13 protein-coding genes are annotated in these 13984 nt (G+C 68.0%); 9 read left to right on the plus strand and 4 right to left on the minus strand.

The window, feature by feature from the left end:
• Window positions 1–55 precede the first annotated feature (55 nt).
• From ptsP to KHC24_RS08040, 4 genes are all read left to right on the plus strand, one after another.
• Window positions 56–2323 (plus strand): phosphoenolpyruvate--protein phosphotransferase, encoded by a 2268-nt coding sequence (gene ptsP / locus KHC24_RS08025; protein ID WP_213361977.1) that lies wholly within the window; start codon window positions 56–58, stop codon window positions 2321–2323.
• Window positions 2320–3414: a peptide chain release factor 1 gene (prfA, locus tag KHC24_RS08030; protein WP_213361983.1), complete on the plus strand. Its 1095-nt coding sequence runs from the start codon at window positions 2320–2322 to the stop codon at window positions 3412–3414. The genes ptsP and prfA overlap by 4 nt, the downstream gene beginning before the upstream one ends.
• 4 nt (window positions 3415–3418) lie before the next feature.
• Window positions 3419–4273, plus strand: a complete 855-nt coding sequence (gene prmC / locus KHC24_RS08035) for a peptide chain release factor N(5)-glutamine methyltransferase (protein WP_213361987.1) — start codon at window positions 3419–3421, stop codon at window positions 4271–4273.
• 565 nt (window positions 4274–4838) lie between these two features.
• The gene (locus KHC24_RS08040) at window positions 4839–6035 is read left to right on the plus strand and encodes a DUF4167 domain-containing protein (protein WP_246546396.1); all 1197 of its coding nucleotides are present in this window, start codon (window positions 4839–4841) and stop codon (window positions 6033–6035) included.
• 218 nt (window positions 6036–6253) lie between these two features.
• On the opposite strand, the gene KHC24_RS08045 is transcribed toward KHC24_RS08040, so the two are convergent.
• On the minus strand, window positions 6254–7084 hold the full coding sequence (locus tag KHC24_RS08045; protein WP_213361989.1) for an MOSC domain-containing protein: 831 nt from the start codon (window positions 7082–7084) through the stop codon (window positions 6254–6256).
• A 165-nt stretch (window positions 7085–7249) separates the two neighbouring features.
• Here KHC24_RS08045 and thpR point away from each other — a divergent pair, with 165 nt between their 5' ends.
• From thpR to KHC24_RS08070, 5 genes are all read left to right on the plus strand, one after another.
• Window positions 7250–7783, plus strand: coding sequence for an RNA 2',3'-cyclic phosphodiesterase (gene thpR / locus KHC24_RS08050; RefSeq protein WP_213361990.1), 534 nt, complete (start codon window positions 7250–7252; stop codon window positions 7781–7783).
• A 95-nt stretch (window positions 7784–7878) separates the two neighbouring features.
• The gene (locus KHC24_RS08055) at window positions 7879–8283 is read left to right on the plus strand and encodes a YkvA family protein (protein WP_213361991.1); all 405 of its coding nucleotides are present in this window, start codon (window positions 7879–7881) and stop codon (window positions 8281–8283) included.
• A gap of 214 nt (window positions 8284–8497) precedes the next feature.
• The gene (locus KHC24_RS08060) at window positions 8498–9010 is read left to right on the plus strand and encodes an invasion associated locus B family protein (RefSeq protein ID WP_213361993.1); all 513 of its coding nucleotides are present in this window, start codon (window positions 8498–8500) and stop codon (window positions 9008–9010) included.
• A gap of 99 nt (window positions 9011–9109) precedes the next feature.
• Window positions 9110–9883, plus strand: coding sequence for a hydroxyacylglutathione hydrolase (gene gloB, locus KHC24_RS08065; protein ID WP_213361994.1), 774 nt, complete (start codon window positions 9110–9112; stop codon window positions 9881–9883).
• Window positions 9884–9888: 5 nt separating this feature from the next.
• Entirely contained in the window at window positions 9889–10329 is a 441-nt protein-coding gene (locus tag KHC24_RS08070) for a cupin domain-containing protein (RefSeq protein WP_213361996.1), read from the plus strand.
• Between the two features lie 13 nt (window positions 10330–10342).
• Here the strand turns inward: KHC24_RS08070 and yddG are convergent, their stop codons facing one another.
• From yddG to KHC24_RS08085, 3 genes are all read right to left on the minus strand, one after another.
• The gene (gene yddG / locus KHC24_RS08075) at window positions 10343–11221 is read right to left on the minus strand and encodes an aromatic amino acid exporter YddG (RefSeq protein WP_213361998.1); all 879 of its coding nucleotides are present in this window, start codon (window positions 11219–11221) and stop codon (window positions 10343–10345) included.
• Window positions 11222–11688: 467 nt separating this feature from the next.
• Window positions 11689–12414 (minus strand): acetoacetyl-CoA reductase, encoded by a 726-nt coding sequence (phbB, locus tag KHC24_RS08080; RefSeq protein WP_213362000.1) that lies wholly within the window; start codon window positions 12412–12414, stop codon window positions 11689–11691.
• A gap of 158 nt (window positions 12415–12572) precedes the next feature.
• On the minus strand, window positions 12573–13751 hold the full coding sequence (locus tag KHC24_RS08085) for an acetyl-CoA C-acetyltransferase (RefSeq protein ID WP_213362002.1): 1179 nt from the start codon (window positions 13749–13751) through the stop codon (window positions 12573–12575).
• Between the last annotated feature and the right edge of the window lie 233 nt (window positions 13752–13984).

A 13984-nucleotide genomic window follows, 5' to 3' on the forward strand; every position in this document is an offset into this window, starting at 1 on the left:
GGCCGCGCCGATTCTTCGATAGATCCGGGTTTTGCCCGGCTTCCAGGGACGGCCGATGCGTAGCGCCCTCGGCGGTCCGCGCGTGCTGCTGCGCCGCCTGCGCGAAGTCATGGCGGAGCCGGTCAGCGCGCAGGACCGCCTCGACAAGATCGTCGTGCTGATCGCGGCCAACATGGTGGCCGAGGTCTGCTCGGTCTATGTGCTGCGCGTCGACGGCACGCTGGAGCTCTACGCCACCGAGGGCCTCAACCGCAGCGCCGTGCATCTGACGGTGATGCGCATCGACGAGGGCCTCGTCGGCACGGTGGCCCGCGAGGCCGAGCCGATCAGCCTCTCCAACGCCCAGGCGCACCCCGCCTTCTCCTATCGGCCGGAAACCGGCGAGGAGATCTACCATTCGTTCCTCGGCGTGCCGATCCTGCGCGCCGGCAATACGCTCGGCGTGCTGGTGGTGCAGAACCGCGCCCATCGCTCCTATACCGAGGAGGAGATCGAGGCGCTGCAGACCACCGCCATGGTGCTCGCCGAGATCATCGCCTCCGGCGAATTGACCGCCCTCGCCCTACCCGGTGCCGAGCCCGCCGCCCGCCGCCCGCTGCACCTCACCGGCAGCGCGCTCTCCGAGGGCATAGGCCTCGGCCATGTGGTGCTGCACGAGCCGCGCATCGAGGTGACCAAGGTCATCGCCGACGACGTGCCGGCCGAGCTGGACCGCGTTGATCACGCGGTCCAGACACTGCGCGCCTCCATCGACATCATGCTGGAGGATGAGGGGGTCGCCCGCGTCGGCGAACACCGCGAGATCCTCGAAGCCTACCGGATGTTCGCCCACGACCGCGGTTGGATCAACCGCATGCGCGAGGCGGTGATGACCGGCCTCACCGCGGAAGGCGCGGTCGAGCGCGTGCAGTCGGACACCCGCGCGCGCATGCTGCGCATGACCGACCCCTATCTGCGCGAGCGGATGCACGACCTCGACGACCTCGCCAACCGGCTGCTGCGCCAGCTCACCGGCCGCGCCGGCGGGCCGGAGAAGATGGCGCTCCCCGACAACGCGATCATCGTCGCCCGCAATATGAGCCCGGCGGCGCTGCTCGACTACGACCGCACCCGCATCCGCGGCCTGGTGCTGGAGGAAGGCGCGGCGACCAGCCACCTCACCATCGTCGCCCGCGCGCTCAACATCGCCGCGGTCGGGCATATCGAGAACATTGTCGGCCTCGTCGATGCCGGCGACCCGATCATCGTCGACGGCGTCAGCGGCGAGGTGCATGTGCGCCCGCCCACCGATGTCGAGGGCGTCTATGTCGAGAAGGTGCGGTTCCGGGCCAAGCGGCTGGAGCAATATGCCGCGCTGCGCGACGTGCCGACCGTCACCAAGGACGGCGTCGCCATCGACCTGCATCTGAATGCCGGCCTGCTGGTCGACCTGCCGCACATCGACGAGACCGGCGCCTCGGGCATCGGCCTGTTCCGCACCGAACTGCAGTTCATGATCGCCTCCGCCTTCCCGCGCACCAATGAGCAGCTCAAGCTCTATCGCGCGGTGCTGGACGCGGCCGATGGCCGGCCGGTGGTGTTCCGCACCCTCGACATCGGCGGCGACAAGGTGCTGCCCTATATGCGGGCGATCGAGGAAGAGAACCCGGCGCTGGGCTGGCGCGCCATCCGCCTCGGCCTCGACCGCCCGGGCCTGCTGCGCAGCCAGGTCCGCGCCCTGCTCCGCGCCGCCAATGGCCGCGAGCTGCGGCTGATCTTCCCGATGGTCGCGGCGGTGGAAGAGTTCGACAAGGCGCGCCATATCGTCGAGCGCGAGCTCACCCATCTGCGCCGCCACGGCCACGGCCTGCCTGAGCGGGTGCTGGTGGGGGTGATGCTGGAAGTGCCCTCGCTGCTGTTCCAGCTCGACGCGCTGTTCGAGCGCATCGATTTCGCCTCGGTCGGCTCCAACGACCTGGTGCAGTTCCTGTTCGCCGCCGATCGCGGCAATCCGCGCGTCGCCGACCGCTTCGACCCGCTGTCGCCGCCGGCGCTCAATGCGCTCAAGACCATCGCCGACGCCGCCGAACGCCACGGCAAGCAGGTGACCCTGTGCGGCGAACTCGCCTCGCGGCCGCTGGAAGCGCTGGCGCTCGCCGCCATCGGCTATCGCAAGCTTTCGCTTTCGCCCGCATCCTACGGCCCGGTGAAGGCGATGTTCCTCGATCTCGATCTCGGCGCCGTCTCCGCCCTGGTCAAGCCGCTGCTGAACGGCGAAGCCTATATTCCCAGCCTGCGCCCGCATCTGAAGGCCTTTGCCGAAACCACCGGCCTGCCACTGTGACCACCGCTCTGCCCGATGCCCGCCTCGACCAGCTTCTCGCCCGCCACGCCGAGATCGAGCACGCGCTTTCGGCCAGCCCGGATGCGGAGGCTTATGTCCGGCTCTCGCGCGAATTCGCCGACCTCTCGCCGCTGATCGAGCGGGTGAAGGCGCTGCGCGCCGCCGAGCGCGAGCTCGCCGAGGCACGGCTGCTCGCGGAAGATGCCGCCGGGGACCGGGAGATGGCCGCCCTCGCCGCCGAGGAGGCCGCCGCTCTGGAAGAGACGACCGAGGCGCTCGTTCACGAGGTGCGGCTCGCCCTGCTGCCGAAGGACGCCATGGATGAGCGCGGCGTCATCCTCGAGGTGCGCGCCGGCACCGGAGGCGACGAGGCGGCGCTGTTCGCCGGCGACCTGTTCCGCATGTATGAGCGATTCGCCTCGCTGAACGGCTGGTCGGTCGAAGTCATGTCGATGAGCGAGGGCGCCGCCGGCGGCTACAAGGAAATCATCGCCGCCATCCATGGCCGCGGCGCCTATGCGAAACTGAAATTCGAATCCGGCGTGCATCGCGTGCAGCGCGTGCCGGACACCGAGGGTTCGGGCCGCATCCACACCTCCGCCGCCACGGTGGCGGTGCTGCCGGAGGTCGAGGAGGTCGACATCGCCATCGACGAGGGCGACCTGCGCATCGACGTCTTCCGCGCCTCCGGTGCCGGTGGCCAGCATGTCAACAAGACCGAAAGCGCGGTGCGCATCACCCATATCCCGACAGGCACCGTCGTCGCCGTGCAGGACGAGCGCTCGCAGCACAAGAACAAGGCCCGTGCCATGGGCATGCTGCGGGCACGGATATACGAGGCCGAGCGCGAGAAGCGCGACAGCGCCCGCGCCAGCGAGCGCAAGCTGCAAGTCGGCTCCGGCGACCGCTCCGAGCGCATCCGCACCTATAATTTCCCGCAGGCGCGTGTGACCGATCACCGCATCGGCCTCACCCTCTACAAGCTGCCGGAGATCGTTGCCGGCGATGCGCTGGGCGACCTCGTCGACGCGCTCGTCACCGAGTACCAGGCGGCGCTGCTGGCCGAGGCCGAATCGGCCGGCTGGAACTAGGCCGATGCCGGCCTCCCGCGCTGCGCTGATGAGCGAGATCGCCGGGCTCCTCGCCGCCGCCGGCCTCGAATCGCCCGCGCGGGAAGCCCGCCTGCTGATCCGGCAGGCGCTATCGCTTGGCGATGCCGACATGATCGTCCGCGCGGAACTTCCCGTCGAGGATGCCGACGCGCAGCGGCTGCGCAACCTCGCCCGCCGCCGCGCCGCCGGCGAGCCGCTGGCCCGCCTGACCGGGCGGCGCGAATTCTGGAGCCTCGATTTCACGCTCTCCCCCGAGACGCTGGTGCCGCGCCCGGAAACCGAGACGCTGGTGGAAGCCGCCCTCGCCGCTTTTCCCGAGCGCCTGCGACCGTTGCGGGTGCTCGACCTCGGCACCGGTAGCGGCGCCATCCTCGCCGCCCTCCTCTCCGAACGGCCCAACGCGGTCGGCATCGGCGTCGATCGTTCGGAGGGCGCGGCGCGGCAGGCACGTGCCAATCTTGCCGCGCTCGGTCTTTTCGCGCGTGCCGCCGTGATGGTCGGCGACTGGGCCTCGGCGCTCTGCGGGCGCTTCGATCTCGTCATCTCCAACCCGCCCTATATCGAAACCGCCGACATAGACGGGCTGGAGGTGGACGTGCGCGCCCACGATCCCCATATGGCGCTTGACGGTGGGGCAGATGGGCTGACGGCATACCGCGCCATAGCCTGTCATCTGCCCGCCCTATTGTTGCCCGGAGGCCGGGTGATTCTCGAACTCGGGGCAGGACAGGAGGCGGACGTCGCTCGGTTGGTCGAGGCGGTGGGCCTTCACATCGACGGTCCGGCGCGCGCCGATCTCGGCGGCATCGCCCGCGCCCTCGTTACCACACCGGCATGAGATCACCGGCCAGCAGCAAAAAAGGGCTTGGAACCGACTACCGAACCGATTAGTGTCCGGTCACAGGAATCGACCTGAGACATCATTCACCGACAGGATGTTGATTTCGGAACGGCTTGCGCGGCCGGGACGGTCCCCTGACCGGAAAGCTCTCCCGCAAGGGAGGTCGATGTCACCTAGGACATAATTGCTTCCGTCGTTTGGCCGCATGTCACCGTGCGGCAAGACGCGAAGCTGACGGCAACGCCTTTGGCGTGCCGACAGGGTGGTTGCCGTGGCAGCGATCGGATTTTCCGGTCGGATCCGGCCCCTGGCGCAAGAAGAGGTTCATGCCTCGGAGGTTCTGGCCTCGCTGCGGCGCACCGGATCTGGAAGGATCTTGCCGGGCGATCCACCTCCAGGGCTGTTCCGCGCAAGCGGATCGCGCGGAGTATATCCGCCGGCTCCTGCGCCGAGATGTGCCGGAATTGCCCGGTCGAGATTTTTCCGAAGGCTGCGCTCGATACCGACAATTGTGACGCAAACGAAGACGATACGGACCCCAGAAGGCGATTGACCCTCCCGCATGCTCCCGGAAACGGCGCTTCGGCCCGGCCCGGACGTGCGGCAGCAGAGACCAGACTCGATGCGAAATAATAACCAGCAGAAGCGTATGCGTGGCCGGAACAACAACAACCCCAATCGGCGCGGCCAGAACCCGCTCACCCGGGTTTATGAGTCGAACGGGCCGGACGTGAAGGTCCGGGGCACCGCCCAGACCATCGCCGAGAAGTATCTGCAGCTCGCCCGCGACGCGCAGGCCTCCAGCGATCCGGTGGCGGCGGAGAACTATCTCCAGCACGCCGAGCATTATTTCCGCATTATCGCCGCGGTGCAGGCACAGTTCGGCGTGCAGGGCCAGCCGTTCCAGCGTCCGGACGAGGATGAGGACGACTTCGACTTCGAGGAATCCGGCGAAGCGCAGCCGAACCAGCAGCAGCCGCGCGAGGTGCCCCAGCGCGAGGAAGGCGGGCGTGAGCCTGCCCGCGACGGCTACCGCGATCGGGACAACTATAATCGCCGCGACAACCGGGATAGCCGAGACAATCGCGACAATCGCGATCGTAACCAGGACCGCAGTCAGGATCGCGACCGCAATCAGGATCGGGACCGAAGCCAGGACCGTAATCAGGACCGCGACCGCAATCAGGACCGGGATCGGGGCCAGGATCGGGATCGGGGCCAGGATCGCAATGTTCAGCGGCAGGAGCGTGCGCCTCGCGATGACCGCGATCAGCGTTCCGACCAGCCGCGCGAGAACCGCTGGCAGCGCGGCGAGCGCCCCTATCGCGAGGCGCGCGATAACGCTTATCGCGATCCGGGCAACCAGCCGCAGCCGACCCTCGGCCCGGACGTCGAGGCTGAGATCGGCCTGCCGGCCTTCATCACCCAGAGCACCGGCCCTGTCCCGGTAACGCCGGTGGCGGCACCTGTGCCGGCCGAGCCGACCCCGGCCCCTCTCCCCGTGGCGGCGCAGCCCGCGCCGCAGCCGGAACCCGAGCCCCTCCCCCTCGCGGCGCCCCCCGCGCCCGCGCGCAGGTCTCGCGCCGCAGCGGCTCCGGCTCCCGCCGCCGAGCCCGCCGCTTCCGAGACGCCAGCCTCGGTGCCGGAGGCGGAAGCCGTCGATGAGGCCGCCAAGCCGCGTACCCGCCGGCGTCGCTACCGCCGCGCCGGAGATGCCGAGGGCGAAACCCCGGCCGAGCCCGCCGAAGCCGGCGAGTGAGGCCTTCACCGGCTGGCAGATTGACGCTGTAAGCAGCCCGGCCTTGTGCCGGGCTGTCGCCTTTTCAGGGCACGGTCCCATGAGGCAGGGGAACCGGCCCGACAGGGCACGCTTCCGGGGGCGACGGGCGGCGCCTCCGGATAGGGCCGGAACAGGCAGGCGCGCGTCAGCAGGGCAGCTCGCGCCACCCGTCTTTCGCTTCTGAGGTTATGGAGAAACTAGAGCCGCAGGCGTACCGCGTCGCCCTCGGCGATCGATCCGCCGGACACCACCTCGGCGAAGATACCGCAATGATTATGGCCGAGGCGGCGCATCAGCGTGCCGGGAATGTCCAGGTCGCGCATGGCAGTAACCGGATCGACATTAGTGGCGGCACAGCGGACGATGCTCTCGGTGATCTTCAGCTTCACCTGCTCGCCGATCTCGATGGTGTGGCCGACCAGATCGAACTCCTCCCACGGCTCCATGCCGGCGAGATAGAGATTGCCGCGGAAGCGCAGCGGATCGACCGGCTTGCCGGTCAGCGCCGCCAGCGCCTGGCAGCTGGCGAGGTTGATGAGCGAAATGTAGCCCTCGGTGGTATCGACGAAGCGGAATCCCTCGGGCGCCGCCAGCATCTTCGGGGCACCGCGCAGCTCGTAGCGGGCATAGCGCTGGAAGAACAATTCGATCGCCGCCCGGCCCGCCTCGGTCGAAAGGTCGCCGCGCGCCACCTCGGCGCCCTCGTGATGAATGACGAGCGTGGTCGCGGCATCGTCATAGCGCGCCTCAAGCGCGGCAAGCCGCTCATTGCGCATCAGCATCAGGAACTTGATCTTCGGCTGAAACGCCGGCGCTTCGGCCACGAAGCCGGAGGGGCCGTTCTCGATGGCATATAGCCGATCGCCGGGGAAATAGCCGCCGGCGACCAGTTCCGCGAGATCGAGCCGCTCCGGGGTCAGCCCCTTGACCGGGTAGCGATAGATCGACGCGACCGACGCAAACGCAATCGGCGCTTCCGGCAGGTCGGCAGGCGCGGCGGAGTCGGTATCGTCGATTGATTCGGTCATGGCGGCCCAACATACAGGCTTCATTCGAGGCCGTCAGCTTCGCCGAGGGGCGTGACCGGCATGATGCGGCCATATTGGCACTGCCCTATTTTTACGCTTTTCCTCGGCGCCCGAATCCGTATCAAATTGATGCAGACGATCCCGAGGTTATCAGGGAGGCCGGCCATGCCGCGGCTCTTCACCGCCCTCGAAATCCCGGCCAATGTCGCCGGCACCCTGTCGATGCTGCGCGGCGGCCTGCCCGGGGCGAGATGGATCGACCCCGAATTCTATCACGTCACCCTGCGCTTCATCGGCGATGTCGATCACGCCATGGCGCGCGACGCGGCCGCAGCGCTCGACGAGGTGGACCGCTTCGGCTTCGACCTCACCCTCGACGGCGTCGACCAGTTCGGCAACAATAAGCCGCGCGCCATCTTCGCCGCGGTGAAGGCCAACAGCGCGCTGATCGAGCTGCAGGCCGAGCATGAGCGGCTGATGAAGCGCATCGGCCTGCCGCCCGAGGGACGCAACTTCCGCCCACATGTCACCCTCGCCCGGCTGCGCGACGCCGCCCCGCGGCAGGTGGCGGACTATCTCTCGCTGCGTGGCTACTTCCGCTCGCCGAGCTTCGAGGTCTCGCGCTTCGTGCTCTACTCCTCGCGCGATTCGGTCGGTGGCGGCCCCTACCGTGTCGAGGCCGCCTACCCACTGATGTAATGGCACGGCGCCCGCCTGCGGTTCTGCCTTGCGCCGGACATATTGCGGATGAGGATGAGTGGGGCCATCTCACGGTCATGACACATGAGGGTCATATGGCCACCCGCCCCATCGACGCCGCCGCAGCCGACGATTTCGACTTTATCGAGGACCAGCGTTTCGCCGGCGCTGACGATGCCGGCGACGAGGCGCAGGTGCGCGCCGGTTTCTGGCGCAAGTTCGCCGGCGTCGCCACCCGCATCCCGTTCGCCGCCGATGCCGCCGCAGCCTATTACTGCGCGCTCGACCGCGACACGCCGGTGAAGGTACGGGCGATGCTGTTCGGCTCGCTCGCCTATTTCCTGCTGCCCTCGGATACGGTTCCCGATATCCTGCCGGTGCTCGGCTTCACCGACGACGCCGCCGTGCTTGCCACTGCGCTCAATCTCCTCGCCGCCCATATCACCCCGACCCACCGCGAGGCGGCGCGACGGGCGCTCGGGCGAATCACACGCGTGTGAAGGCTTTCCACGGTTTTCACCCGCCGCAGTAATCCTTCATTTACCTCCCTGACAAAATCACTCGAAGATGAGCCCAATTCTCCGGCAAAGCGATCACATCCCGGTCGCAAGGGTTCACAGCCGTCCGAGGGGCAGATATCCCTTTAGCGGTCTGAACGGAGCATTGAGCAAAGCCGCAGCCGCGGTGGAAGCATAAACACAGGAGCGATCGACGATGGCACGACGCATTTCGTGCGCGGCACTCGCCGGCCTGGCACTGGCACTCATCGGAACGGCTGGCGCCCAGGCGGCGCCGAAGCTGGTTGGCCAGTTCGGCGATTGGGGCGTTTATCTGGACGACAGCGGTAGCGGCAAGATCTGCTACGCGCTCTCGCAGCCCAAAACGCGCGCGCCCGCCGGCCTCAGCCGCGATCCCGCCTATTTCTTCGTCAGCACCCGCACAGCCGAAAACGTCAAGAACGAGATCAGCGTGGTCATGGGCTTCCCGCTGAAGGAGGGCTCGGACGCCATGCTCACCATCGGTCCGGCCTCGTTCGATCTTTACACGCGCGGCTCAGGCGCCTGGGTGCGCAATGTGGCGGAAGAGAACCGCCTGCTCGATGCCATGCGTCGCGGCAAGGACGTGGTGGTGAAAAGCACGTCGGCCCGCGGCAACGTCACTACCGACACCTATTCGCTGAGCGGAATCTCGGCGGCGGTGGATCGCGCGACGCAGGAATGCCGCTGAGCCGGACACCACGTGGTCCGGCGCTGTTCTCGAATAGCGCCGGACCACGTGCCTTCCTCATCCGAGGACGCCTTCCGGAAACCCCCATCGGGAACCGCCATGCCGGTCGAGCTTCGCCTGATCCCCTGCCTCGCCGATAATTACGCCGTGCTGCTGCGCGACCCGGTGACGGAGGCGACCGCGGTCGTCGATGTGCCGGAGGTGGCGCCGATCCTTGCCGCCTTGGAGCGCGAGGACTGGACGCTGACGCACATCCTCGTCACCCATCACCACACCGATCACATTGCCGGGGTCGAGGCGCTGAAGGCGCGCTACGGCGCGACCGTGATCGGCCCGAAGGCGGAACGCGACACCATTCCCGGTCTCGATTTCGCGGTGACGGATGGCGATCCGGTAGCAGTGGGCAGCCTGGTCGGCCGGGTGCTGGAGACCCCAGGCCATACCAAGGGCCATATCGTCTTCCTGTTCGAGGGCGAACGGCTGCTGTTCAGCGGCGACACGCTGTTTGTCATGGGCTGCGGCCGGCCGTTCGAATGCGATCCGCCGGTGCTGTGGGAATCGCTGCTGCGGCTGCGGGCGCTGCCGGACGACATCGCCGTCTATTGCGGCCATGAATACACCGTCTCAAACGGCCGCTTCGCCGTGCATGTCGACCCGGACAATGCCGCCTCGCGCGAGCAGCTCGCGCTGGCCGAGGCGCTGCGTGCCGAAGGCAAGCCGACGCTGCCGACCACCATCGGCACGGAAAAGGCGAGCAATCCGTTCCTGCGTGCCGACGACCCGACGCTGGCGGCCAAGCTCGGCCTGGCCGGTGCCGACCCGGCGGCGGTGTTCACCGAGCTGCGCGAGCTCAAGAGCCGGTTCAGGGGCTGACGGCGATGGCCGCCATTTCCCTCTCCGCCGCCGACATCATTGCCCGCCTCGGGCTTGAACCGCATCCCGAGGGTGGACATTTCCGCGAGACCTACCGCGATCCGCACCGGCTGGAAGACGGCCGTGCCGCCTCCACCGCCATCTATTTCCTGCTGGCGGCGGGCGAGGCCTCACACTGGCACCGGGTCGACGCAGTAGAGATCTGGCACTGGCACGCCGGCGCACCGCTCAGGCTTTCGCTGGCGGCGACCGATGCCGGGCCGGTGCAATCCCTTCTGCTGGGACCCGACCTTGCCGCCGGCGAGGAGCCACAGCGCGTGGTGCCGCGTGGCACATGGCAAGCGGCAAGGAGCCTCGGCGACTGGACGCTGGTCGGCTGCACCGTGGCGCCCGGCTTCGAGTTTGCCGGCTTCGAACTCGCGGCACCGGGCTGGCAGCCGGGCTGATTCCGCGGACGGGCTATTTCCGGGCGAGCAGCGTCGCCACCCCGGCACCGCCGACAATGAGGGCGCAGGCCCCGGCCAGCGCCCAGCTGGCGCTGGCGAAGCCGGTCGCCACCAGGAGCAGCGTCGACAGCACCGGCGCCGCATAGGAGGCGACGCCGAGCAGGCGGATATCGCCGCGCTTCATGCCGATATCCCAGGTATAGAAGGCGATACCGACCGGCCCGATGCCGAGCGCGGCCACCGCCAGCCACTCTGTTGCTCCCGACGGCCAGATCGACGGCTCGAACAACAGATGGCACGGCACCGACAGCGCCGCCGTGACGAGACAAAAGCCGGCGACCGCCTCGGTCGGCACCCGCGCAAATCGCCGCGCCAGGACCGAGTAGCCCGACCAGATCACCGCGCATAGCGCCGCCGCTGCATAGCCCGGCAGGTAGTCCGGCGAGAAGCCCAAGCCCCCGGCACGGGCGCCGAGCAGCATCACCGTGCCGGCGAGCCCCATCAGCGCGCCGACGATATGCGCCGGCCGCAGCCGCTCGCCCGGCAGCGCCGCCGACATCAGCACGATCAGCAGCGGCCAGAGATAGGCGATCAGCCCCGCCTCGGCCGGCGGTGCCAGCTTCAGCGCCGAGAAATAGAAGAAATGGTAGCCGAACAGCCCGCCGACGCCGTGCAGCCACACCGGCCAAGGCTGGCGCAGCACCGACAGGCCGACGCCGCGCACCGCCGCAGCCGCCAGCCCCACCGCGCCGCCGATGGCAAAGGTGAGCGCGGTGAGCAGAAAGGGCGGCACCGCCCCGGTCGCCGAGGTGGCGAGCGCCAGCGTCGCCCAGAGCAAGATGGCGGAAAAGCCGATGAGCGTGGCGGAGGAGCGCGAGATCGAAGCGGACATGGGAGGCACCTGAGTGGGCGCCCGTTATGGCCGCCGCCGGCCGCGGCGCCAAGCCCTTCCTTGGACGACCGGCCCTCGCTGCCGATGACGGCTGCTCTGCCTAGCGCCGGGATGGACAAGTGGTGCGCAAGCCGCCCACCTTGCCGGCGGACCCTCGCAGCAGAGGCTATACCCTTCGACGCCTGCAATGTCGGCTGCCCCGCTGCTGTCATCGCATTGGAGGCCATGACGATTGCTGCGGCGCGCGGACACCGGATCGGTCGAAGCCGAGGCGCGACGCCGGGGACCACGCGCGCCCATGGCCCGCTACGGCCACCACGCTGGAGCGACAACGGAGAACAGGAGGCTCGGGACCACCGCGAGCCGCTACCTGCTCGGCAACGATTTCGACGCCGAAACCGGCCGAGCTCCGAAGACCTAAACGAGCTGGCCGTCCCACCTGATGCGGGAGGCCGGAACGCTGCCGCTCAGATCATGAACTGTCCGCCATTGGCGGACAGCGTCGAACCGGTGATGAAGGACGCCTCGTCCGCCGCCAGGAACACCACGCAGCGGGCGATCTCCTCCGGTTCGCCCAGCCGGCCGACCGGGATGTGCGGCAGCACCTTCTTCTCGATGACCTCCTGCGGCACCGCCTTCACCATTTCGGTGGCGATATAGCCGGGGCAGATGGCGTTTACCGTCACGCCCTTATTGGCGTTCTCCTGCGCCAGGGCCCGGGTGAAGCCGAGGTCGCCGGCCTTGGCGGCGGAATAGTTGGTCTGCCCGATCTGCCCCTTCTGGCCGTTGATCGAGGAGATGTTGACGATGCGCCCGAAACTGCGCTCGCGCATGCCCTCGATCACCTGCCGGGACATGTTGAACACCGAGTTGAGATTGGTGTTGATCACCGCATACCACTGCTCGGCGGTCATTTTGTGCAGCATGCCGTCGCGGGTGATGCCGGCATTGTTGACCAGGACATCGACCGGACCCAGCTGGGCGACCACGCTCGCGACGCCGGCCTTGCAGGCCTCGAAATCCGATACGTCCCATTTGAAGGTCGGGATGCCGGTCTCGGCGGTGAAGGCGGCGGCCGCCTCTTCATTGCCGGCATAGTTGGCGGCGACCTTGTACCCGGCAGCCTTCAAGGCCTTGCACACCGCGGCCCCGATTCCACGGGTTCCGCCGGTGACCAACGCAACGCGACTCATCTGACTTCCCCTCTCGGCTTCCGTCCCGGAACCTGCGACGGCTTGTACGTCGTTTTTATCGATCGGCAAGGCTCCCAAACGCCTGCCCGACCATCATTTCCGCATGGCTCTTTGCGGCCAGCGGGCCGGCGGCGGGGAAGCGCCGCCGGCAGGAGGCGTCAATCGCGCTCGATGCACATGGCAATGCCCATGCCGCCGCCGATGCACAGCGTGGCGAGGGCCTTCTTGGCGTCGCGCTTCTGCATTTCGTAGAGCAGCGTCGTCAGGATGCGCGCGCCGGAAGCGCCGATCGGGTGACCGATGGCGATGGCGCCGCCATTGACGTTGACCTTCGAGGTATCCCAGCCGAGATCCTTGTTCACCGCGCAGGCCTGGGCGGCGAAGGCCTCGTTGGCCTCGACCAGGTCAAGATCGGCAACCGTCCAGCCGGCCTTTTCCAGCGCCCTTCGCGAGGCCGGAATCGGACCCGAACCCATGACGGCCGGATCGACGCCGGCCTGCGCCCAGGAGACAATCCGCCCGATCGGCTTGGCGCCGCGCGCGGCCGCGGTCTCGGCGCTCATCAGCACGATGGCGGCGGCGCCGTCATTGATGCCCGAGGCGTTGCCGGCGGTCACCGTGCCATCCTTGGAAAAGGCCGGGCGCAGCTTGGTCATGCTGTCGATGGTGGCGCCGTGGCGGGGATACTCGTCGTCGGACACCACGATGTCGCCCTTGCGGGTCGAGATGGTGACGGGGACGATCTCGTCCTTGAAGCGGCCGGCCTTCTGCGCCGCCTCGGCCTTGTTCTGCGAGCCGACCGCGAACTCGTCCTGCTGCTCGCGGGTGATCTGCCACTGGCGGGCCACGTTCTCGGCGGTGGTGCCCATATGGTAGCCGTTGAAGGCGTCCCACAGGCCGTCCTTGATCATGGTGTCGACCATCTCAAGCGAGCCCATCTTGGTGCCGTTGCGCAGGTTGGCGCAATGCGGCGCCTGGCTCATCGATTCCTGGCCGCCGGCGACGACGATGTCGCTGTCGCCATTGGCGATCGCCTGGAAGCCGAGCGCCACCGCGCGCAGGCCGGAACCGCAGAGCATGTTCACCCCCCAGGCCGGGCTCTCCACCGGAATGCCGGCGGCAACCGAGGCCTGGCGCGCCGGGTTCTGGCCGGCGCCGGCGGTAAGGATCTGCCCCATGATGGTCTCGCTGACCTCGCCGGGAGCAACGCCGGCACGCTCCAGCGCCGCGTTGATCGCGATCTTGCCGAGCTCATGTGCCGGCAGGGAGGAGAGAGCGCCGTTGAACGCGCCAACGGGCGTACGTGCGGCGCCGACGATGACGATGCCGTCCTTCATGTTTGAACGTCCTCCGATGGGAAGCAGATGTGGTGCAGGAAGAAATCCCGCACCGGGCTTATAGCGAGTTTAGGGACATCGTGGTGACGTCGTATGACGCATGTCAATGGCCGCTCGAACGCCGTCCTTAATATACCAGAGGCTGTAGACCACCTCGTCCACCGATAATCCTGTAGCCCTCAGTTCGGAAACGCCCTAGAGTTTTCAAGGGGAAACCAACAAGGCAAGCGGCT

The organism is Ancylobacter defluvii, from assembly GCF_018390605.1.
Taxonomy (GTDB): Bacteria; Pseudomonadota; Alphaproteobacteria; order Rhizobiales; family Xanthobacteraceae; genus Ancylobacter; species Ancylobacter defluvii.